The following is a 21,839-nucleotide window of genomic DNA, read 5'->3' as shown; positions in this document are numbered from 1 at the left end:
CTGTTTGGTGTAAATCCCTATAAGCCATGTTTTGTGCTTGCTTTATCCCAGGGCGATCAAGCAAGTAGTAATCATCTATCTGAGAAATCACAAGAATTTCTCCCCCACACTTGGTTCATTTACCGTGTGTGAAGCTCCCCTACCAAAGTTTGGGTTTCCCGCTCGAGGGGTTTACCGCGTTCCATCAGCACCGTTTCCGATACTGTTCGTCACTGTGGCACCTTAGGGAACCAATCACATAGCAAAGCCTTAGCGATTGGTTCCGCCGTAACTCTAAAAAGAGTCCCCCGGCTTATTTTTTCACCGAGCACGAACACTACAGGCATCTCAGCCTGTGCGAGAATGGACTTTCCTCAGCCGTAGTAATACGACCGCAATTACTCAGGATTTACACCGGTTATTATCATTGCTTTGAATTACAGCCGATGAGAATCATTGGTATTGTTATCCAATTGAGAACCAAATACCCGCCGCTCCAAATTGGATAATCGCTTTAAAATATCCATGTTGGTTGCACTGGACATTGGTTGGCTTGCAGTCGTCACCCGACTCGGGCTCGTTCCTGCAGTTGGCATTGATTGTGTACCAGAAACGGCAATTTGCTTGTTTAATTCATCAACTTGAACTTTGAGCCGCTCATTTTCATCGCTCAATGTTTGCAATTGCTTGTTAAAGGTCTCGTAATCTTTGATTATATTGTCCAAGAAGCTATCAACATCGTTAGGATCATAGCCCCGCATCTTTTGCCGGAATTCCTTTTGTAGAATATCCTTTGGCGTATAATTAATGTTTTCCATTTATTGGGTACACCTCATCTTCAATTTGCAACAAACCACTAAAATAGTATCATAAATTAGTCGTCTTGGGAACCGTTATTTAAGTTTTCTTGATATTCATCCGCCGCCGCTTGGAGGTCATCAAACGTAATCAGCCGGTATGGATAAGGATGATTTTCAGCGAATTGTTTAATTTTATTGAAATCGTATTGCGTTTTTCCCGGATTATCTAAATCATATATCAAGATAGCTTGATCAGTGTGACTTAACATAAATTCTTGGTAATTTCTTAATTGTTCCGGTGAGGTATAAGGCTTTTTGCTCACCTCTGCCGAAAAATCAACGGCCTGGCTGACCTTCGAAAGCCGTGCTTGATTATCTGGATTCCAATTGGATCCAAAAGCCACAAATGGTAACATGAGGGCGGTTTGAAATTCGCCTGGGTAATTTGACTTTAATTGATTGGCGACCGTTAATGCCCATTGTTCAACCCCTAATTGGCCGCCGGAGATAATCCAATCAGTACCGTCAATAATTGCTTGTATGAGTTCTGACTTTAAGACCATGTCAATAACTTTTTTCTTGGGGTCATCATCTTTAAAGATACCTAACTCATAACTTCGATAACCCGTTATCCATAATCGGCTCAAGATACCACCCTGCCAGATAAAATATTTTCAATAGCTATTCCACTTGATATAATACCATTATTAGGGGTCTATTTTAAAAAAACTGCAGTACAATGTAACTATTCATACCTAGAAAAGGAAGCTTTCAGTTCATGACTATTAGATACCCAAACGGCAACCAATTTTACGAACAGCCAGCCTCTTCAAAGCAATCCAGTCGTTCTATCGACTTTTCAAACCGGGGGATGACGTTAGAAGAAGAACTTAATAAAAGCAACTTGTACTATTTAAATCACGGCACCGCAGTCATCCATAAGAAGCCGACTCCCATTCAAATTGTTTCGGTTGACTACCCTAAAAGAAGTGCTGCTAGAATTAATGAAGCTTATTTTAGGCGATCGTCAACAACGGACTATAATGGTGTCTATCGAGGCCGCTACATTGACTTTGATGCCAAGGAAACCAAGAATAAGACTTCGTTTCCTTTAAAAAATTTTCATAAACATCAAGTTGAACATATGAGACAATGTCTAAGACAGCAAGGTATTTGTTTTGCGGTTATTAAGTTTGTCAGCGATCAGTCAGTTTTTGTTCTAAAGGCCAGCGATCTTATCGACTACTGGGACAAGCAAGCGCTTGGTGGTCGAAAGTCCATTCCCCGAAAGTTTATTGAAAAAGCTGGCTTTTTAGTGCCTTACCGAATCAACCCCCGCTTGCCATATTTACAAGCCGTTGATTCAATCATTGATTAAGTAAGTTACAAAGGAGAACTCTATGTCACAGAATAGTCCTAAGTCTCGTACCAAAATTCGCCGGGGGCATCAATTTGCTAAGAAGCAAAAGAGCCCCTTTAAACGAATCATCAAATACTTGTTGATTTTGTTTGGCTTAGTTATCTTATTTGGTGCGGGATTATTTACGTTTTACGCTTCAAGTGCCCCCCAGATTACCCGCTCTGCCCTTTCCAGTGATAATTCAACTAAATTTTATGATGCAAACGGTCAGGTAATCTCTCGACTTGGCAGTCAAAATCGCGATTATGTCAAGTCGAAAAACATTCCTAAGACACTTAAGCAAGCGGTAGTCTCCATTGAAGATCGTCGTTTTTATAAGCATCATGGTGTCGATCCAATTCGAATCATTGGCGCAACAATTTCAAACGTTACCGGCTCTTCACTCGGGTTACAAGGTGGGAGTACCTTAACCCAACAGTTAGTTAAATTATCCGTATTTTCAACGGCTGCTAGTGATCGAACCCTCAAACGGAAGGCTCAAGAAGCGTGGTTAGCACTAAAAATTGAGCGGCAGTATTCTAAAAGCCAAATCCTAGAATTTTATATTAACAAGGTTTATATGGGCAACGGGGTTTACGGAATGCAAACGGCCGCTGAGTATTATTATAATAAAACCTTAAAGAATTTAACCTTACCAGAGTTTGCCTTATTAGCCGGCATGCCACAATCACCAACGTTGTATAATCCTTACAAATATCCTAAGTATGCAACGGAACGTCGCAATGAAGTTTTAAACGCAATGGTAAAGAACAAGGTCATTACACAAGCGCAATCCCAATCCGCAAAGAACGTGAGTGTTAAGACGGGCTTATCAACTACCCACGCCAAAGCTCAGACGTCTTTAAAGACGTCTAAGTACATTGACGCCTACTTAAAGCAAACGCTCCAAGAGCTCCGGAAAAAAGGTTATAAACAAAATAGTGGTTTGAAGGTTTATACAAATTTGGATCTAAACGCTCAAAAAAAGCTGTATCAAGTGGCTAACGGAACCGACTCCGGGATTGCATATCCAAGCAAGCGATTCCAGATGGGAGCCACGTTGGTTGATCCTAATAACGGTCAGGTCTTGGCAATGCAAGGCGGCCGGAATGTAAAGGTTGCCTTTGGTCTTAACCGGGCTGTCCAAACAGGACGGTCTTCTGGTTCGACCGCTAAGCCCATTATGGATTATGGTCCAGCCATCCAATACCTAAAATACCCCACTTATCAGCCCGTCAAGGACACACCATACACTTATGCTGGTTCGGATAAGTCCGTGATGGATTTTGACAATAAGTATCAGGGCACCATTACCATGCGAAAAGCACTGGTAGAATCTCGAAACATTCCAGCGATCAGAACGTTGGAAAACGTTGGCATAAATCAGGCAACGACTTTTCTCAAGAAGCTGGGAATGTCATTTAGTAAACCGCTTGAACTCCAGAACGGTATTGGGCTGTACATCTCGACTGAACAATTAGCAGCTTCTTATGCCGCCTTTTCAAATGGTGGGATTTACTATAAGCCTTATTTAATTCGAAAAATTGTTCAACCAAACGGTGAGACCCACCAGTATCAGTCTCAAGGAAAGCGTGCAATGTCTCCAGCCACTGCGTTTATGATTACTAATATGTTAAAAGGTGTCATGACTGATTCAAACGGATCTGGAACGGCCGCTAAAGTTGCTGGCCTTTATGAGGCTGGAAAAACTGGAACTACCCAATATCCTGATGACTATTTGAATAAAGTGCCAGCAGATTCTTCAATGGATTCTTGGTTCTCTGGTTATACCAAGAACTATTCACTCGCAATCTGGACCGGCTATGATCACCAATTCCAAGCTAATTCGTACATTTCCCAACCAGAAACGACGATTGCTCAAGAAATTTACAAGTCAGTGATGGGTTATATTTCAACAAATAAGCCTAATGTTGACTGGACTAAGCCGGATGACGTTGTTGCAACCGATCGTGGCGGCACCACTGAATATTATGTTGCTGGCTACCCTAACACCGTTTCTGATAATAGCTCCAGCCAAACGACCAGCGGCTATACTGTTGATAGCGGTTCTAGTTCAAGCGATACAACCGTTACTCAACCACGGAGTAATGAAAGCTCTGAAAGTAGTGATCGAACCACTGAGTCTTCCCAAACCCCAACAACCCAAGAACCAAGTGGGAATGGCGGCGATAGCAGCAGTTCCAGTTCGGCATCTTCTTCAACAACTGACAGCACCGGTGGTAATACCACAGATAACAATTCAGATAGTTCAACAACCAGTCCTGATACCAATACAAATACCGGTACCGATACAGGGAATGACACAACCAATAATCCTTAAGCATAACCATTTCGATAATGACCTAATTAAACGACCCACCAAATCAGTGTGTGATACCGATTTGGTGGGTCGTTTGTTTTTGGAGCCTATAGTACACTACGCTAAATGTTTCGTACTACTGGATTAGTGGCCTTTGCGCTCTGGATCTCCAGATAAATTAATGAAAGGAATTTGCGGGCCGTGATACCTCACTAATTCATTTTGATCTGTACGAGCAGATTGCCGCTGACGCCGATAATTTTCTACTTGCTGAGGTGATTTTAAGTTCTTTTTCTCCCAATTAATTAAAATACGATCCATATATTTTAAATTATAGACTTGACTTAAAACGGCCTCTTTTAAGGCTAACTGAATAATTCGTGGATCATAATGATCGATATCTAGCCACTGGCTGATTGTTTCCATTTCAATTGACGATAACGTTCGGCCAAATTCTTTTTCAATACTTTCAAAGACGGCTTGACGTTCAGAGACATTGGCTGTTTTTTGATCATCAATTTTTGATTCAACTTCTTCTGACTGCAATCGCGAAAGCTTATCATAAAGTTGACTAAAGTCGTAGGCATCAACTTGTTGCCCTAGTAATGTTACCTGCGTAATCGCCGCTAGTTTTTTTTCGATTAACTGATGAAAAATATTAAATAATTTTTGCTTATCAAAACCACTTTGACGCTGTAAGTCGTCAATCTCCGGCATCGGTACAACCAAATCATATTCGCCCTTAATCAGCAAATAGATGAGTAATTCTTCATTATCCAAACCGATCCGATGATAATTCTTGAGCAAATAATTACTAACAGTTGTCTGCCCCTGTTTGAGAAGTTCTTGTGCAAATCGTTCCAATAACACTGCCTCCTCTCAATTTAAAGCCTGTTTTAATTAAGGATAAATCCGGTTAAGCAGTCTTGGGAACGGAATGGCTTCTCGAACATGATCTTCACCCGTCAACCAAGTTAATGCCCGCTCAAGCCCCAAACCAAAGCCTGCATGTGGTACACTACCGTATTTACGCAAATCCAAGTACCATGAATACTCTTTAGGATCTAATCCATGTTTTACGATTTGCTCATAAAGGTAATCATAATCAACCGCCCGTTCAGAACCGCCAATGATTTCACCGTAGCCTTCCGGCGCGAGCAAGTCTGCGCAGATAACCACATCATCGCGAGTTGGGTGTGGCTTCATGTAAAACGGCTTAATTGCCTTTGGATAATTCAAAACAAACACTGGTTGATTAAATTGGTCAGCTAAGTAAGTTTCTTCTGGTGAACCAAAATCAACGCCCCAGTCCAAGTCAAATCCACCCTTTTTAAGCATGTCAATGGCTTCGTCATAACTAATCCGCGGGTATGGTAAGACCGTATATTTTTGAAGCGTTTCAATATCTCGTCCCAATGTCTTTAACTCGTGCTGGCAGTTCTTAATCACCCGTGAAACTAAGTAAGCAATATATCGTTCCTGAATATCTAAACTTTCTTCTTGGTGCATAAAAGCCATTTCCGGTTCAATCATCCAAAATTCAATTAAATGGCGACGAGTCTTAGACTTTTCTGCCCGAAAAGTTGGCCCAAATGAAAAGACCTTCCCAAAAGCTTCTGCTCCGGCCTCTTCATATAATTGACCACTTTGGGATAAATAGGCATCCCGGTCAAAATATTCCGTATGAAAAAGCGTCGTGGTTCCTTCTGGCGCACTACCAGTCAAAATGGGCGCATCAATTTTGACAAACCCTTCATCGTAGAAGAAGTCATAACTAGCTTTAATAACTTCATTTCTAATGCGCATAACCGCATGGGGACGACTCGACCGCAGCCACAAATGACGATGATCCATTAAGAAATCAACCCCGTGTTCTTTGGGCGTAATCGGATAATCATGGGATTCGGCAACCACTTCAATCGTTTCGACTTCAATCTCATAGCCAAACTTTGAACGGCTATCCTCATGAATGATGCCAGTGACCCACATACTGGTCTCTTGCTTAACTTCTTTGGCTAACTCAAATGTTTCCGGGGTCACATTATTCTTAACAACGACTCCTTGGAAAAAAGCGGTGCCATCCCGCAACTGCAAAAAAGCAATCTTGCCGCTTGAGCGCTTATTCGTAAGCCAAACGCCAATCTTAACTTTTTCATTTACATATTTAGGTGCATCGATCATACTAATCTGTTCCAATCCCAATTCCTCCAGACAACTCTTTTTCTAGATATTGATTCATGAAGCCAGCAATTCTGGTTACGGCAACCTTTAAATCAGCCAAGTCAGTGGCATAACTTAACCGAAGATATCCAGGCATGCCAAAAGCGCCGCCATCGACGACCGCAACGTGGGCTTGCGTTAACAGCCGATCGGCCAATTCTTTTGATGAATTGATGCCGATCAGTTGCAATGCTGCCGTTACTTTCGGAAACAAATAAAAGGCCCCTTGAGGTTTTTGATTCATTTCAAACCCAGGGATTTGCTTTACTAACGGATAAATCGTATTAAGCCGTTCTTCAAATGCTTGGCGCATCAACGCCACTTCGGCTTGATCGGATTTTAATGCTGCAATCGCGGCGTATTGACTTGCCGCCGCTGGATTACCAGTTGTATGCGACAGCAGTGAATTCACTTTTTGAATCACGTCACGATTCCCGGCAATGTATCCAATTCGCCAGCCCGTCATTGAATACGCTTTTGACACGCCATTCACCATGATGGTTGCTTGGGCAATTCGGTTCGTTAACTGAATTGGCGAGCAAAACCGATTACCATTATAAATTAATTTGCCGTAAATATCATCCGCAATGATGATGATGTCATGCGCCACCGCCCAATTGCCAATTGCCATTAATTCAGCTTGGGAATAGATAATTCCCGTTGGGTTTTGGGGACTATTCAAAATTAAGACTTTACTTTGTGAAGTCCGGGCCTGCTCAAGAGCAGCAACTGTCAGCTTAAATTGTGGGTTGGTTTCAACCATTACCGGTACCCCACCAGCTAATACGACCTGCTGTTGGTAGCTGACCCAACTAGGCCTTGGCAATAAAACTTCATCACTTGGATCGACCAGGACCTGCATCAAAGCGTAAAGGGCCATTTTTGCTCCCGTAGTAACGCTAATCTGGTCCAGCCCATAATCTACCTGGTAATCTGCCTTAATTCGCTCTTTGATCGCTTGCTTCAATCCGGTGAGCCCGCTAGCCGGTGTGTAAAAGCTCGTTTTTCCTGACTCAATTGCCTGAATTGTCGCATCAGTAATTTCTTTGGGCGTTGTAAAATCAGGCTCACCAATACTGAGATTAATCACATCGATACCTGATTGAATCAATTGTTTAGCTTTGTTGGACGCCCCCACCGTGGCGGATGGCGTCAGCTTCATTGTGCGTTTTGAAAGTTCCATAATTTTCCTTTCGTTCACATTGTAAGATAGCTGAGAATTACCAAGTAAGCTTGTAGGAATGTTAAAGCACCTAAACTTTTTTCCAGAGGCGCTTTAACAGCCCATCATCACATAGCTGGCTTAAATATTTTCAATCGACTTATAAATATTGCCTGTCTTAAAATTCAAAGTTGTAAAGCAGAGCTGATTATCACGATTGAGGTAGCTAACCACCCAATAAGGATCACCCTTAATTAAGGTTAAACTAATGCTATTAATTTTTTTAGGCGATTTTTTTTCATTGATAATATTTCTAATTTCGGCTTCCGTCATCCCACTGCTTTGGTTAATTACCGTTAAATTACCGCCTTTTTTGGCAATGATCACGTAAATCTTTTGCCCCTTGTTGTCCTTTCCTGCGACTGAATAATAAGTTTTACCTAAATCAGACGCGTAAAAGGAACTAACGGTTTTTAGACCAGCATACTTTTTAGCCATTGAAATCGTTTGACTTCTTGCAGTACTCATTGGCTGAGTTGCCTGATGAAAAATGATCCACACGGAAAAAAGCAAAACCAAGATAACTGCTAATCCAATCCACCAAAATTTAACGGTTGGCTGTTTCTTGATACGTCGCTGTCTTTGCATAATTGTGTCCTTTCGCACTATTAGTCGTATTCATTATAGCAAATAACCGTCCTGCCCAAAGAATTCTAGGTCTTGCTTTCAAAAAACTTAACCATGTCTTCAAGACACTCATTGATTTCTCCTTTTACCACCGGAATATCATTTCGCAGGTTTGCTAGGATCGTTTTGCCATATTGTTTGGTTAATAATCTTGGATCCAAAACAAAGACCGTTCCGTAATCATCTTTTGTCCGCAACAATCGTCCCATCCCTTGCCTGAGGCGCAAAGTTGCCTTAGGTAATGTCAGGCTATAAAATGGATTTTTGTTCTTGCTGCGCTCAATTGAGTATAGCGCATGATTATATGGATCAACCGGTGTATCAAACGGTAATTGCGCGATAATCAAATTTTCTAATAAATGGTGTGGAAAGTCTACTCCCTGCCAAAAGGTGTTGGCGCCAAGCAAGATAGCTGGTTCATGATGAATAAACTGTTTGCTGATTTTAGTTGCCGTGCCGTGAACCCCTTGAGCCAAAACAAAATGCGTTGCTGTAAAACCACTTTCCTGCATCAGTCGATAGGTACGTTCAATCGCATTAAGCGAATTAAAGAGGACTAAAGTCTGTCGGGGACCCTTTTCATAAATCGCTTCAATATTTTCAGCCACCCGCTGTAAATACGCGTCGGAATTAGTGGCAAATTTTGGATCAGCTTGACTCGTCACCAAGTATAAGCGGGCTTGCTCGCTTGGATTAAAATCACTTTTAAGCCGTTTTACAATCGCTTCTTGGCGATCAATTCCCAGTAAATCATAGATAAACTGTGACCGCTTAGACGAAAAAATAGTTGCCCCGGTAAAGGTAGCCGGCTCAAAGGCACTATAAATGTACGCGTTTAAATAGTCTTTGGGTTTTAAAATCCCTTGATTAATCGTTAAACTGTTAACATCTTTGGCATGATTGATCGTTATCCAGGTAACATGTTGCTCAATTGATTGGTCATCGGTATCAACCATTTCTAACAACTGACGCAGTTGATCATTAAAATCATGATTATTTTCAAAGAACGTATAAATCCCCAGAAAATCTTGGTTAATAAACGAATCCGCGTTATGGTCAATTTCTTGATTGAGTTTGACTAACAGCCTATCCGTTTGATCGTTAACCGATCGTAATTGCTGAATGAGTTTCGAATTAGCCCGAGTTACCTTTTTCATTTCGTTAATTGGAATTAACCGTTCAAAAAAAGCAGCGTTTTGATGGAGCTTCTTGCCCTTGATCAATTGGTCAAACAAAGCCGAAATAAGCGCATGTGTTAAAGCCTTTGCGGCATTTAGCCGGGTCTCTAGTTGATCGGCTAAATTGCTGAGAATGGCATTGTTGGCGACAATCTCGCGAATATTAGCTTCATGCGATTGATTGAGGTTAGCCAAAATCTTATTAATGGACGTTATCAGTGAAAGCGGATTAAGCTTTACTTGATTATTCTTAATGGCCGTTTCGGCAAACTGTTGCGTTTCATCAATTAAGAGATAGGGCTTTGGTGTCGTCTTTTTAAATTGCTGCCAGTTTCTGATTAAATAACTATGATTGACGATAATGAAGTCTGCCGTCTCAGCCCGTTTAAGATTGTAGCGCAGGAAGTCATCTTGATAAAATGGTTCGTTTGGATCTAACCAGTTAACACCGGTATGCTGAATTTTCCATACAAATGGGGTTTGCTCGACATTTAAATGTAATTCGTCCAAGTCACCCGTAGTTGTTTTGGTGAGCCAGACTAAAATTTGCGCTTTAATAAAGGGCGTTTGGTGGGAATTGTCCGGCACGAACAATAAATTTCGAAATTTGTCTAGATCAATGTAATGTCGGGTTCCTTTGAGAATGACACTATTAATCTTAAAGGGCAGTTCTTCATTAAGCATCGGAATCGTTTGGTTTTGCAATTGAAACTGAAGATAAGTAGTTGCGGTACTAATGACCACCGGCTTTTTAGCAGTTGCTAAGTAGGCAAATGGTAGACAATACCCCAAGCTTTTACCAATGCCCGTTGGCGCTTCTACGACCATTATCTTGGCGGGATGTGCTTTGGGGTCGGCATAGTTGCGATAGATCAGGTTCATCATTTTATTTTGTTCGAGCCGTGATTCTAGTTGCTTGGGCAGGATTTTAGCTTTAGCTTTTTTGGTTTTGGGGTACTGAGCCAATGTTTTTGGTTGTTCGGGGACTGGTTCGATATTTGGTCGCCGCCTCAGCACCAATCCTGAAACAAATTCCAAATATTCCGGTAGTGATTGTTGATGAACCGCTTTTTGGTTCGCTTCATTTGCCTCCAAGAATACTTTGAGTGTATCCTGTGGCAATGGTGGATTGATAGTCACGATTTGGCGCAGGGTGATCGCTGGGAGCTCTTTAATTTGGCCTAATAGTATGATGAGAAGCTTGGCCGTTGCCAAGGCATCACTATCAGCCGTATGCGGATGGTCGTGGCGGATGTTAAAGTAAGTACTCAAGTCCTGCAAACGATAGCTGGAAAGAGTTGGTAACAGGATTTGGCTTAGCGTTACCGTATCGATTGCCTCAATTTGCAGCTCTGGGTAGCCAACTCGCTGAAACTCAGCATTTAAAAACGGAAAATCGAAGTTGACGTTATGGGCAACAAAGACAGTTCCGCTTAATAAGGCGTATAATTTGGCTGCCAACTGATCGAACGTTTTGGCGTGTTGCAAGCGTTCGTTGGTAAGACCCGTTAATTGAACAATCCGATTAGGCACGACACATTGCGGGTTTATGTCAACGACATACGTCTCTGTAATCTGGTTATTAGAAACCAAGCAGCAGCTAAACTGGATGGCGCGATTATCGGCAGCAATATCGGTTCCCGTCGTTTCGATATCCACAACCGCGTAAGTTGTTTTCGAATTCATTTTGTTCACCAATCTCATTTTAAATAACTTTATTAAGAGTTTACTATCTTTAATCATACTACAAGCGGAATGTGATAATCTACCATGTAATCTATTGACGAATGTTTATAAATATCTAAAAATCGGCTGAAAGGCTTCTGCACCCTTTAAATTATGATAAAATTGGAATGTTTGAAAGTGAGCGGATAAAGATTGAAAGAAAAAGCAACAGGAACGAGCTACGCAAAAATTATTTTCTTTGGTGAGCACAGTGTGGTGTACGGCAAACCGGCTGTCGCGATTCCTCTATATTCAGTTGATGTTTCAGCCACCCTTGAACGGACTGTCATTGGTCAAACCATCCATTGTCGTTATTTTGATGGTCCAATTAGTCAAATGAATGATAATTTACAGGGTGTGCGGGTATTGATTGATCGACTACTTAATTTATTTGAGGCAAATGAGCTTTCTTTTCGCCTAACAATTGAAAGCAAAGTTCCCGCAGAACGGGGAATGGGATCTTCGGCAGCAACGGCAATTGCTTTAGTCCGCGCTTTTTTCAATTTATTTGAAAAACCGTTGAGTCGCCTTGAACTATTGACATTGGCTGATATTGAAGAAAAGATTACTCATGGCAACCCTAGTGGCCTAGATGCCGCAACAGCCAGTTCTGAGGCCCCGATTTGGTTTATTAAAAACCAAGTTAACGAACAAATTGAATTTCACCGGTCGAACTTGTGCTTAGTCATTGCCGATAGTGGTATCAAGGGAAAAACCAGTGAGGCGGTTTCACTTGTTCATAACAACTTGATTGACGAACCTGATATGGCCATGCCATTAATTGACCAATTGGGTCAAATCGCAACCACTGCCAGACAAGCATTAGCCGATTCGGATCAGGTGACCCTTGGTCGTTTGATGAGCCAAAGCCAAACCGATTTGGCTAAATTAGGCGTTAGCACCAAAGCCCTTGACCAGTTTTGCCAAATTGCCATTACCTATAATGCCCTGGGGGCTAAACTCACAGGGAGCGGCTTGGGCGGTTGCATGATTGCGTTGGCAAAAAACCAGCGGGATGCCCAAATCATCGCCACCAAGCTTCGACAGGCCGGAGCCACCCAGACATGGATTCAATCATTCAAAAATTACGAGTTTACAACAGGAGAACAGCATGACAACCTTGTCAAATAATTCAGCCAAGGCCCAAGCCCATACTAATATTGCGTTAATTAAGTATTGGGGCAAAAAAGACGAGCAACTCATTATTCCATATACAAGCAGTTTATCGCTAACCCTTGATCGTTTTTATACCCAAACGACGGTGCGCTTCAATTCTGACAACGACCGTGATAGCGTTCAAATCAACGGCCAATTCATTTCCGGCAAAGCTTGGCAACGAGTGCACGATTTCTTGACAATTGTCAGGGACTTGGCTGGGATTCATCTTGCCGCCGAAGTGTCCTCTACCAACTTTGTCCCAACAGCTGCCGGATTAGCTTCTTCTGCTTCAGCGTTTGCCGCTTTGGCAGCCGCTGCCAGCAAAGCAGCTGGCCTTAAGTTATCGAAAACCGACTTATCCAGACTTGCCCGCCGGGGTTCCGGTTCAGCCTGCCGGTCTATTTTTGGCGGCTTCGTCGAATGGCAACGGGGTACTAGCGATGCTGATTCGTATGCACAGCCCCTCTCCCAAGTTGGTCTCAATGACGTTAAGGTTATCGCACTAACGACTGAAAGTGGCCCCAAGCCGATCTCAAGCCGCCAAGGAATGAATCGTTCAGTAGCAACGTCGCCTTACTATCCAACCTGGATTAAAGTGGCTCAGCACGATTTAATTGACATCAAAGTTGCCATTGCCGCTGGAGACTTTACTAAATTTGGCAGTATTAGCGAATTAAACGCTATGCGCATGCACGCGTTAACGTTGAGTGCAGATCCGGACTTCACTTATTTTAACAGTGAAACGCTGGCAATTATGAATGAAGTAAAACGTTTGCGGCATGCAGGGATTGAATGTTATTACACGATTGACGCCGGCCCAAACGTCAAAGTGATTGTTCAATCGGCAAATGCGACTAAAATTGCGGATACGTTTACCAAATTACTTGGCCAAAATCGGGTGACGACCCTATCTGCCGGGCCAGGTGTTCATTATCTATAATCAGAAAGGAAATGATCGGTTGATTACGGTCAAAGCTCCAGGAAAATTGTATATTGCAGGGGAATACGCGGTGGTTGAAACCGGCTACCCATCCATCATCGTTGCTTTAGATCAGTTCGTAACGGTTGAAATCTCTCGGAGCAAATCGTACGGCAGTATTGTTTCCAAACAATACCGCGATGATTCAGTCCTTTGGCGGCGGCAAGGCGATCAAATGATTTTGGACAACCGTGATAATACCTTTAATTACATAATCTCTGCGATTCGACTAACGGAACAATACGCTCAGTCACTTGGTCGGCCAATGGAGCTATATGATTTAAAAGTCAATAGTGATCTTGATAGCCCAAACGGCAAGAAATATGGCTTGGGATCTTCAGCAGCGGTCACCGTTGCAACCGTCAAAGCACTTTGTCAGTTTTATCAGCTGCCATTAACAAAAAGTCAGCTTTTTAAACTCGCTGCAATTGCCCATTTGGATGTTCAAGGTAACGGCTCGTTGGGTGATATTGCTGCAAGTGTTTATGGTGGCTGGATTGCCTATCGGTCATTTGATCGCAACTGGTTGATTGCTGCTAGAAATCAGCAGACATTAACGCAATTGGTGAACCAACCCTGGCCGCATTTGAAAATTACCCAGTTAACTCCACCAAAGAACTTACAGTTGATTATTGGCTGGACCGGATCGCCGGCCTCCACGTCTCATTTGGTTGATAAAGTTGCTATCCAAAAGAGCCGCCAGCATCAAGTTTACGCTCAATTTTTGCAGGATAGCAAGAATTGCTTGGAAGGCTTGATTCGTGGGTTCAAAGATGGTAGCTTGGATGCCATTAAAGCGGGCATTAAAAAAAATCGGGAAATTTTGCAAGGCTTAGCCGATTTTACCCACGTACCAATTGAAACGCCAACCTTAAAGAAGATGTGTGATATTGCTGTCGAACATACAGCTGCAGCAAAGTCTTCAGGAGCTGGCGGCGGCGACTGTGGGATTGTGATTATTGACAAGCATACCAATGTCGACAGCATGATCGAACGGTGGAAGCAAAATGGTATTACCCGCCTATCATTGCGCGTTCATCCGGTGATTGATTTAAACAAGGAGTAAGGCATGACCTCAAAACATTCCCATCGAAAAGATGAACACGTTTCATTAGCGGAAAAGTTTTACCAAGCGGATACAGATTCCTTTGACCAAGTTCGCTTCGTCAATCAAAGCCTGCCGAACATGGCCATCAATGAGATTACGCTCAATGCCACCCTAGGCACTTTACACTTAACAACCCCGTTTTATTTTGAAGCGATTTCTGGCGGCAGTGAGCGTACCAAGCAGCTCAACGCGCGATTGGCTAAAATTGCCGAACAAACAAATCTAGCAATGGCTGTCGGCTCTCAAAGCGTGGCATTGAGCGACCCAAGTCTGGTTGAAACGTTCAGGGTTGTAAGACAATTAAACCCAAATGGCATTGTAATTGCTAATATCGGCGCCAATCATTCAGTTAAAGACGCCGTCGCTGCTGTTCGCATGATTGATGCAAACGCATTAGAAATCCACGTCAATGTTGCCCAAGAGTTAATTATGCCAGAAGGTGATCGAACGTTTGCCTTCGTTGATCGAATTGGCGAAATTGTTTCTCAACTAGCCGTCCCAGTCATCGTCAAAGAAGTTGGCTTTGGAATGAGTCAAAAAACGATTCAACAGTTAATTAACCTTGGCGTTCAATACATTAATTTAAGTGGCCGCGGCGGCACAAATTTTGCAAAGATCGAAAATTTTCGTCGTCCCCAAAAAGAGATGCCTTATTTGCAAAACTGGGGTCTCACGACAATTGAATCGTTATTAGAGAGTCGGCCCTTTCAAAAACAAGCTACTTTCATTGCTTCAGGCGGCGTCAAGTCCCCGTTGGATGTTGCAAAATGTCTTGCTTTAGGCAGTTCCGCGGTTGGGGTTGCCGGCTTCTTTTTAAATCAGCTTATCAAGCATGATGATGATGAGATTATCGAAACGATTCATCAATGGCAGTATGGGTTAAAAGCCATCATGTTAATGCTGGGCTGCCAAAACATAACCGCTTTACAATCCCAAAAGCTCATTTTGTCTCCAGAGTTGATGACGTTTATTCACCAACGACAAATTACGTATTAACGCGGTTCTCAACTAACTTGTGTCACAAATTAATTAAACCATCTTTTAAACTCAAAAATCCCGTAAGATCAGACCTTAGTTGGCCGTCTTTACGGGATTTTTGGGTTAGTAATTTTTTCAACTAATCCGATAATATCATTGGTTAACTTGAATGAATCTTGAGCCGGCTTGCTGGTTTTCTAAGAGCGTCATTTTAAGCTACAGATTAAAGCGCAGTCCCTTAGGAAAGAAGTTCTTAGCGACCCCATTAACCACTTTTACAAAGCCCACCGGCAGGCCTTGACAGCTGATTTGGTACCAGCCCTTCTGAAGTTGCCGGCTAACTTGGAAAGTATCGCCGTGAACATAAGCCGCCCACTCTGTCGGGGTAATCTCAAAGTGGCGCTTAGTGTCATCAGGGCGCAAAGCCAGCGCTAACGCATAACTGGGTTCAAAGCGCTTCTTTTTAAAAGTTCCTAACTGAAGTCCCAGTCGCATAATTTTAATCCCATCAAGTTGGGGTGTTTCCATCGGTACTGAATAAAGATCGTCAAAAAAGCATACCAGCCGCCCTGAAACCGGTCGAGCAAGTGTAGTCGTTTCAAAGGCGTCCCATAAAGCCTGTTGGTCCTTGGTCATCTTTTGAATGTGGCGACTAATCCGGCTGCTTCTTTGGCTAGTGCGCTTAATTTGGCCACTGGCTGGCTTTTTTAATTTGGCGATGAAATGCCCCTCACCATCAAAATGGTGTGGGAAGATCCGGACACAACGACTTAATGATTGATTGCCGTCTGCCCACTCTGGAACGCCATCATCCATGCCGGCAAATTTTTTAATTGGTTGGATCTCAAATCCGTAAGTTGTAACTAACCAGGCAATGATTTGTTCATCTTCTTCAGGCGCAAACGTGCAGGTGGAATAAATCAATTCCCCACCTGGACGAAGATTTTGGACAGCTGCTTTTAAAATTGTCCGTTGACGATTAGCACATACTTTTGGATAATCGATGTCCCAATAAGTCATCGCATCCGGATCTTTTCTAAACATTCCCTCGCCAGAACACGGTGCGTCGACGAGAATTCGATCAAAAAAGTCAGGTAACTTGGCCGCTAGGGTGTCTGGATCAGTGTTAGTTACAATGGTATTGGTTAATGAAAATCGCTCAACATTTTCAACAAGTACTTTGGCCCGTTTGGCATCGATTTCATTGGCAATCAAAAGCCCCGTATTTTGTAGGTAACTGCCCAGATGGGTTGTTTTGCCACCAGGGGCAGCGCATAAATCCAAAACCCGCTCACCTGGATTGGGCCGGGCAACTTCACCAACGTACATTGCGCTGGGTTCTTGACTATAAACGGCACCGGCTTGGTGAGCAATGCTTTTGCCATTTACCTGACCGCGGTAGCCAAATTGACAGTGTTCAAGCGGTTGGTTAAGATCCAAATCTGTCCTTTGAACATCTTTGAGCGGGTTAAGTCTAAAGCCATGGTTAGCGGGTTTCGAGAAGCTTTGGATAAAATCGGCAGCTTCTGATTTGCCCATTAGATTTTGATATTTAGTCACAAATGCAGCTGGTAAATTCATTTTGATTCTTCCTTTTCGATAACAATGATTGACGAAACATTATTTATTAGCTAGTATTAAGCAATATGCTGATTAAGGGAGTGATAATCATTACTAAAAAATTAATAGCGCTTGATTTAGACGGGACAACGTTAAATGATAATGGTCAGATAAGCCCCCAAACTCGAGCAACAATCAAACAAGCAGCTGAAGCCGGCTGTATCGTCAGCCTCGTGACTGGTCGGCCTAACCGTCTTTCTGAAAATTTCTACGATGACTTACATCTAAAAACACCAATGATTAATTTTAACGGTAACCTTGGCATTTTACCACATCAAGAATGGTCCCGCGAGTATCAGTACACAATTGATAAACAAATCGTGATGGAATTGCTTGCCAAGAGTAAGCAATTAGGGTTGTCGCTAATTGCCGTGGAAGGCAGAGATTTATTTTTAGCTAATAAAGGGATTAAAAGTGGTTTTGGCTTTTTCCCAAGTACGCTCAAGACAAATCAAATTCTCAGCCAGAAAAGTTTACGTGATAATCCAATCAGTATCACCGTGGAAGTCAAGCCGGAGTTGAAAGCGGGTTTAATCGAATTTGTTGAAACCCAGTTTGGCGATCAAGTTGAAGTTTCGCCTTGGGGTGGCCCCCATCCGATCGTTGAAATTGCAACGAAAGGCGTTCATAAGTCGACCGGTTTAAAATTCTTGGCTGATTATTACGGCATTCTCCAAAAAGACATCATTGCATTCGGCGACGAAGGCAATGACGCAACGATGATGGCATACGCTGGTACGGGCGTTGCAATGAAAAATGCCATTCCAAGCATCAAGGCGCTGGCTGACGACGTTACTTCATACACCAATGAAGAAGATGGCGTCGCCCGTTATCTACAAGAGCACTTAGACTTAGCCGTGAGTCAATAAACATTGCGTGACCGAAAATCAGCGGGCGGCCATGCTGCCAGGCTAATTCAACGCTTTTAGGGATTATAGCCATTCAATTTGGTAACAGCACTTATTCAAAGATCGAGTTGTCATTAACTATCAGTTAGATGATTGTGACAATTAAGATGTAAGTTAAGGCAGCCGTGGCCCACTTTTCACCTACTTCTCAAATCATTAATGTTAACGAATCAAAAAGTGTCAATCATTTCTGCTTTTGGAATGATTGACACTTTTTGATTAACTTCTGGGATCAAAGGGATTATTTACCTCGATTCAAATATCATAGTTAAGTTGACGATTATCAAACCAATTTTTTGAATTCCAATTATTCGCTAATTAAAATGTTATGTGGGTTATCTCAAGCACATTAATACCAAAACTGTGATAATCGATATATACTGCTCATATTAAGAAACGTCATTGTCAGTTACTAAAGCCGCTATCAACTTTTTGACCTAGCTAACTCATTGAATTTAGCCTCAACGATTGCCGGATTGGAGGGATTACGATGAACGATATTTTAAAAGTGGCAGATTTTATTTTAATCTATTTTCTCATTAATTTGTGGATCGGCGATTTTTTTGCCATCCGAAAGGTCGGCAAATCGTCGGCTACCATCTCTAAACTACTCAAAAAAGATGCCCGCGCACTCAAGCTTGCCCTTGAAAACACGCCTAATTTAACTGCAGAGGCTCAGGTACTGGCTGCTAAGAAGATTAGGATTATTAACCGTTGGTATTTCTTAGCGAATAAAACTGGGACAATGATCTTCATCTTAGCTCTTCAACAGGGATTGGTGATCTTTGCCAAGCAAAATTGGGGGTTGATTACCATTGAAATCATGATGTTAGTGATTTGCGGCTTTATTTTAGCCGCTGATTTTCGCGTCAACATTGTGCGCAGCCAACTTGAAAAAGCCCTTAAGCCATACGAAGATCGTCTTTGGTTTGAATACAGATTAAGAAGCTGATGACGCCGTTAATCCTTACTAATAATCCACTACACCCGGATAAAAATTGATAACTACCAATTTTTATCCGGGTGTAGTGGATTGTTTTAATGTCAGGCATTCAACTGCGGCTGACGATGCTTAGCTTCATCTAAAAAATAGCTGAATGGCTTCAAAGCCTGCGCATCGTATTTCTGGATAAATTCCGCCACCTTATCTTGATCCTGCCAAGTTGGATCAATAAACATATGCTGCGTGGTTAATGGCATCTTATGTGTCAATTTAACGTCGATCACCACTGGCTTATCAGTCCCCTTAGCGGCATTCAGTGCCCTTTGCATATCATCTTTGGTGCGAACAGTGTAACTGATGGCCCCCATTCCTTTGGTCACTTCGGCCCAATTCGTATCAGGCAACTCAACCCCCGATAACGGCTGGTGCGTATCATCGGTTTGTTCAGCTTGAATATAGCCTAAGGTTTCATTACTAAAGATGATATTCGTAATTGGCAAGCCATACTTTACTTGGACCATCACTTCTTCCATTAACATGGCAAAACCACCATCACCGCTCAAGCTATAAACATCCCGATCAGGGAATTCCAACTTAGCAGCAATTGAAGCTGGCAAAGCAAAACCCATCGTGGCATATATCCCAGATGTTGCCCATTTTTGATGGCCACGCATATTCAACAAACGTTCAAAATTAATATCAACGTTGCCAACGTCAACTGCGAAGATAGCTTGGTCCGATGCCGTCTTATTTAATACATCAAAAATTGGTTCTGGTCGGATGGGCAATTCATCGGCGTTTTTAAAGCTATCCTGCCAATCGTTCCAGTTTTGCTTGTCTGCCAACGCCGCTTGATAGAATGCGGATGGTTGGCGTGCATCACCTGCTTTTATGATTGCGGTCAAAGCTGCTTTAGAATCAGCAAGAATCGAAACATCGTTGTGACGCCGTTTGCCTAGCTTTTCACTTTCAATATCAATTTGGATGACCTTAGCATGTTTATTAAACAAGAAAATGCTAAATGGGACATCGTTGCCGACCCATAGGATTAAGTCAGTGCTAAAGCCAACTTCTACGCCAGGCTTTGGTGCCACACGTCCAGTGGAGCCCAAATAAGCCGGATAATCGTCTGGTAAAATTCCCTTTGCCAAGACAGATGAAACCAGCGGCATCTTGAATTTTTCAGCCGCTTGCTTTAATTCATCAGCGGCGTCACGAGCACCAATGCCAAAGTAAATCATTGGCGCCTTGGCGGTTTTAATCAGTTGAACCGCTTTTGAAATCGCCGCTTTATCTGGTACTTCAACTGGTATTTGCTGTGATTTAACGTTCGGCTGGTAAGTATCATCAATTTCTGTCCAGCCAAGGTCTTTAGGAATTGTCAAAACGGCAACACCATGTTTCATATAAGCTTGCCGGATTGCTTCGTCAGTCATTCTCGGTAAAGCTTCGGCAGTCATTGCGGTTCGATTCCAAACGGCAACATCATCAAAAATCGGTTCCTCATCCATTGCTTGAAAGAAATCCATATTCATCCGGTTAGTCGGCACTTGCGCCACTAACGCAACCACTGGCACACCGTCACTCTTGGCGTCATACAAGCCATTTAGCAGGTGAACGGCACCCGGGCCTGCCGAACCAAAGCAAACCCCTACCTTACCGGTTAACTTTGCAGTTGCTGAAGCAGCAATTGCCCCAGCTTCTTCATGGCGAACCTGAATGTACTTAATTTTACCTTTCTGATGATAAATTGCATTCATGGTTGAGTCAAACGAGCCGCCAGGCAGCCCGTAGATGTGTTTAACACCCCATTGCTCTAAAACCTTTAATACAGCATCGGAGCCACTAATCTTTTCAACCATCAATCAACATCCCCCTTTGAAAATTGAATTCATATGAACTCCTACTCATTCGAGTATAGTGCGTAATTTGAAAAATGTAAACGCTTTATAAAATCGTTTTTAGTAATTGTTTCGATAACTTTAATCAACAAAAAAAGCTGCTTTTAATTGAAAGAAAGCGGATTCAGAATTATAATCGAAATTGAGAAGGGTCCTTATCCATTTATAAAAGGAGATGCAGAATATGGATGCAATTAGATACTATTCACGAACCGGAAATACTCAAAAATTAGCAACCATATTAGGCGAGCTATTAAAATTAGAACCACACCCCATTACAGTTCCACTAGTCGGGCCAGTTGATCGGCTTTACTTAGGCGGTGGCATTTATAATATGAGTGTTGATAAACATCTGAAAGCCTTTGCTAGCCAATTGGACCCGCATGATGTAAAAGAAGTCTTTTTATTTGGAACATCTGGCAGTGTCTTTACAGTCGGCAAGCAGCTCACCAAAATCTTAGATCAACGGCAAATCAAGGTTGCCCCTGATCACTTATATCTTCATGGGCTTATGCCAAAGCTTGGCAACATCAATCAACGTCAACGAGCAGAAATTAAGGGATTTGCCAGAGAAACAATTACTGAATAAAAATAGCGATTGACCATCAAGTAAGCTGAGTGAAATTGCCACAAGTTTTTCCTATGATCCCGTGATCAACTTACTTTTCAACCGATTGTCCGTATGACTCCCCCAAATTAAGGGGAACTGAAACAACAAACCACCTGGCGGCCAACAATTCCGATATGAATTGTTGGCCGCCAAGTGGTTTGTCA

Annotated in this window: 18 protein-coding genes and 1 other RNA gene; 9 read left to right on the top strand and 10 right to left on the bottom strand. The window is 42.4% G+C overall.

Annotation, left to right across the window (positions count from 1 at the left end; translation table 11 throughout):
* Window positions 1–15: 15 nt before the first annotated feature.
* The 3 genes from rnpB to YK48G_RS01080 all read right to left on the bottom strand — a co-directional run bounded on the left by rnpB (window position 16) and on the right by YK48G_RS01080 (window position 1,426).
* Window positions 16–389: RNase P RNA component class B (gene rnpB / locus YK48G_RS01090), an RNA gene on the bottom strand.
* A 27-nt stretch (window positions 390–416) separates the two neighbouring features.
* A complete protein-coding gene (gene gpsB / locus YK48G_RS01085; protein WP_203628855.1) occupies window positions 417–797 on the bottom strand; it encodes a cell division regulator GpsB in 381 nt (126 codons plus the stop codon).
* 56 nt (window positions 798–853) lie between these two features.
* Window positions 854–1,426, bottom strand: a complete 573-nt coding sequence (locus YK48G_RS01080; RefSeq protein WP_203628854.1) for an SLOG family protein — start codon at window positions 1,424–1,426, stop codon at window positions 854–856.
* A 131-nt stretch (window positions 1,427–1,557) separates the two neighbouring features.
* Between YK48G_RS01080 and recU the strand changes: the two genes are divergently transcribed.
* Window positions 1,558–2,157: a Holliday junction resolvase RecU gene (gene recU / locus YK48G_RS01075; RefSeq protein ID WP_203628853.1), complete on the top strand. Its 600-nt coding sequence runs from the start codon at window positions 1,558–1,560 to the stop codon at window positions 2,155–2,157.
* Window positions 2,158–2,179: 22 nt separating this feature from the next.
* On the top strand, window positions 2,180–4,519 hold the full coding sequence (locus tag YK48G_RS01070) for a PBP1A family penicillin-binding protein (RefSeq protein ID WP_203628852.1): 2,340 nt from the start codon (window positions 2,180–2,182) through the stop codon (window positions 4,517–4,519).
* A 123-nt stretch (window positions 4,520–4,642) separates the two neighbouring features.
* Here the strand turns inward: YK48G_RS01070 and YK48G_RS01065 are convergent, their stop codons facing one another.
* From YK48G_RS01065 to YK48G_RS01045, 5 genes are all read right to left on the bottom strand, one after another.
* A complete protein-coding gene (locus YK48G_RS01065) occupies window positions 4,643–5,362 on the bottom strand; it encodes a DnaD domain-containing protein (protein ID WP_203628851.1) in 720 nt (239 codons plus the stop codon).
* Between the two features lie 36 nt (window positions 5,363–5,398).
* Window positions 5,399–6,694 (bottom strand): asparagine--tRNA ligase, encoded by a 1,296-nt coding sequence (gene asnS / locus YK48G_RS01060; protein WP_203628850.1) that lies wholly within the window; start codon window positions 6,692–6,694, stop codon window positions 5,399–5,401.
* On the bottom strand, window positions 6,681–7,901 hold the full coding sequence (locus tag YK48G_RS01055) for a pyridoxal phosphate-dependent aminotransferase (protein ID WP_203628849.1): 1,221 nt from the start codon (window positions 7,899–7,901) through the stop codon (window positions 6,681–6,683). The genes asnS and YK48G_RS01055 overlap by 14 nt, the downstream gene beginning before the upstream one ends.
* 120 nt (window positions 7,902–8,021) lie before the next feature.
* Window positions 8,022–8,528 (bottom strand): cell wall elongation regulator TseB-like domain-containing protein, encoded by a 507-nt coding sequence (locus YK48G_RS01050; protein ID WP_203628848.1) that lies wholly within the window; start codon window positions 8,526–8,528, stop codon window positions 8,022–8,024.
* A 65-nt stretch (window positions 8,529–8,593) separates the two neighbouring features.
* Window positions 8,594–11,431, bottom strand: coding sequence for a helicase C-terminal domain-containing protein (locus YK48G_RS01045; protein ID WP_203628847.1), 2,838 nt, complete (start codon window positions 11,429–11,431; stop codon window positions 8,594–8,596).
* 192 nt (window positions 11,432–11,623) lie between these two features.
* Here YK48G_RS01045 and mvk point away from each other — a divergent pair, with 192 nt between their 5' ends.
* The 4 genes from mvk to fni are packed head-to-tail and all read left to right on the top strand — an operon-like array spanning window position 11,624 to window position 15,711.
* A complete protein-coding gene (gene mvk, locus YK48G_RS01040) occupies window positions 11,624–12,601 on the top strand; it encodes a mevalonate kinase (protein WP_203628846.1) in 978 nt (325 codons plus the stop codon).
* The gene (mvaD, locus tag YK48G_RS01035) at window positions 12,582–13,568 is read left to right on the top strand and encodes a diphosphomevalonate decarboxylase (RefSeq protein WP_203628845.1); all 987 of its coding nucleotides are present in this window, start codon (window positions 12,582–12,584) and stop codon (window positions 13,566–13,568) included. The genes mvk and mvaD overlap by 20 nt, the downstream gene beginning before the upstream one ends.
* A gap of 19 nt (window positions 13,569–13,587) precedes the next feature.
* A complete protein-coding gene (locus tag YK48G_RS01030; RefSeq protein WP_203628844.1) occupies window positions 13,588–14,673 on the top strand; it encodes a phosphomevalonate kinase in 1,086 nt (361 codons plus the stop codon).
* 3 nt (window positions 14,674–14,676) lie between these two features.
* Window positions 14,677–15,711 carry a type 2 isopentenyl-diphosphate Delta-isomerase gene (fni, locus tag YK48G_RS01025; RefSeq protein ID WP_203628843.1) on the top strand — a complete coding sequence of 345 codons (1,035 nt, stop codon included), beginning with the start codon at window positions 14,677–14,679 and terminating at the stop codon, window positions 15,709–15,711.
* Window positions 15,712–15,909: 198 nt separating this feature from the next.
* On the opposite strand, the gene YK48G_RS01020 is transcribed toward fni, so the two are convergent.
* Window positions 15,910–17,274, bottom strand: a complete 1,365-nt coding sequence (locus YK48G_RS01020; protein WP_203628842.1) for an RsmB/NOP family class I SAM-dependent RNA methyltransferase — start codon at window positions 17,272–17,274, stop codon at window positions 15,910–15,912.
* 80 nt (window positions 17,275–17,354) lie between these two features.
* On the opposite strand from YK48G_RS01020, the gene YK48G_RS01015 reads away from it, so the two are divergent.
* Window positions 17,355–18,182, top strand: coding sequence for a Cof-type HAD-IIB family hydrolase (locus tag YK48G_RS01015; protein WP_203629104.1), 828 nt, complete (start codon window positions 17,355–17,357; stop codon window positions 18,180–18,182).
* Between the two features lie 529 nt (window positions 18,183–18,711).
* Window positions 18,712–19,173: a hypothetical protein gene (locus YK48G_RS01010; protein ID WP_203628841.1), complete on the top strand. Its 462-nt coding sequence runs from the start codon at window positions 18,712–18,714 to the stop codon at window positions 19,171–19,173.
* A gap of 92 nt (window positions 19,174–19,265) precedes the next feature.
* On the opposite strand, the gene spxB is transcribed toward YK48G_RS01010, so the two are convergent.
* A complete protein-coding gene (gene spxB / locus YK48G_RS01005; RefSeq protein ID WP_203628840.1) occupies window positions 19,266–21,026 on the bottom strand; it encodes a pyruvate oxidase in 1,761 nt (586 codons plus the stop codon).
* A gap of 223 nt (window positions 21,027–21,249) precedes the next feature.
* Between spxB and YK48G_RS01000 the strand changes: the two genes are divergently transcribed.
* Complete coding sequence (locus YK48G_RS01000) at window positions 21,250–21,654, top strand: flavodoxin family protein (protein WP_203628839.1); 405 nt, start codon at window positions 21,250–21,252, stop codon at window positions 21,652–21,654.
* Window positions 21,655–21,839 lie beyond the last annotated feature (185 nt).

The organism is Lentilactobacillus fungorum, from assembly GCF_016860605.1.
GTDB lineage: Bacteria > Bacillota > Bacilli > Lactobacillales > Lactobacillaceae > Lentilactobacillus > Lentilactobacillus fungorum.
The sequence above is the reverse complement of the archived record's forward strand: the minus strand, read 5'-3'. Positions and strand labels throughout refer to the sequence as shown.

Excerpts from the sequence above, each read along its gene's own strand:
- gpsB (WP_203628855.1), bottom strand. The coding sequence starts at position 797 with ATGGAAAACATTAATTATACGCCAAAGGATATTCTACAAAAGGAATTC.
- recU (WP_203628853.1), top strand. The coding sequence starts at position 1,558 with ATGACTATTAGATACCCAAACGGCAACCAATTTTACGAACAGCCAGCC.
- YK48G_RS01070 (WP_203628852.1), top strand. The coding sequence starts at position 2,180 with ATGTCACAGAATAGTCCTAAGTCTCGTACCAAAATTCGCCGGGGGCAT.
- YK48G_RS01055 (WP_203628849.1), bottom strand. The coding sequence starts at position 7,901 with ATGGAACTTTCAAAACGCACAATGAAGCTGACGCCATCCGCCACGGTG.
- YK48G_RS01050 (WP_203628848.1), bottom strand. The coding sequence starts at position 8,528 with ATGCAAAGACAGCGACGTATCAAGAAACAGCCAACCGTTAAATTTTGG.
- YK48G_RS01045 (WP_203628847.1), bottom strand. The coding sequence starts at position 11,431 with ATGAATTCGAAAACAACTTACGCGGTTGTGGATATCGAAACGACGGGA.
- mvaD (WP_203628845.1), top strand. The coding sequence starts at position 12,582 with ATGACAACCTTGTCAAATAATTCAGCCAAGGCCCAAGCCCATACTAAT.
- fni (WP_203628843.1), top strand. The coding sequence starts at position 14,677 with ATGACCTCAAAACATTCCCATCGAAAAGATGAACACGTTTCATTAGCG.
- YK48G_RS01020 (WP_203628842.1), bottom strand. The coding sequence starts at position 17,274 with ATGAATTTACCAGCTGCATTTGTGACTAAATATCAAAATCTAATGGGC.
- YK48G_RS01010 (WP_203628841.1), top strand. The coding sequence starts at position 18,712 with ATGAACGATATTTTAAAAGTGGCAGATTTTATTTTAATCTATTTTCTC.
- spxB (WP_203628840.1), bottom strand. The coding sequence starts at position 21,026 with ATGGTTGAAAAGATTAGTGGCTCCGATGCTGTATTAAAGGTTTTAGAG.
- YK48G_RS01000 (WP_203628839.1), top strand. The coding sequence starts at position 21,250 with ATGGATGCAATTAGATACTATTCACGAACCGGAAATACTCAAAAATTA.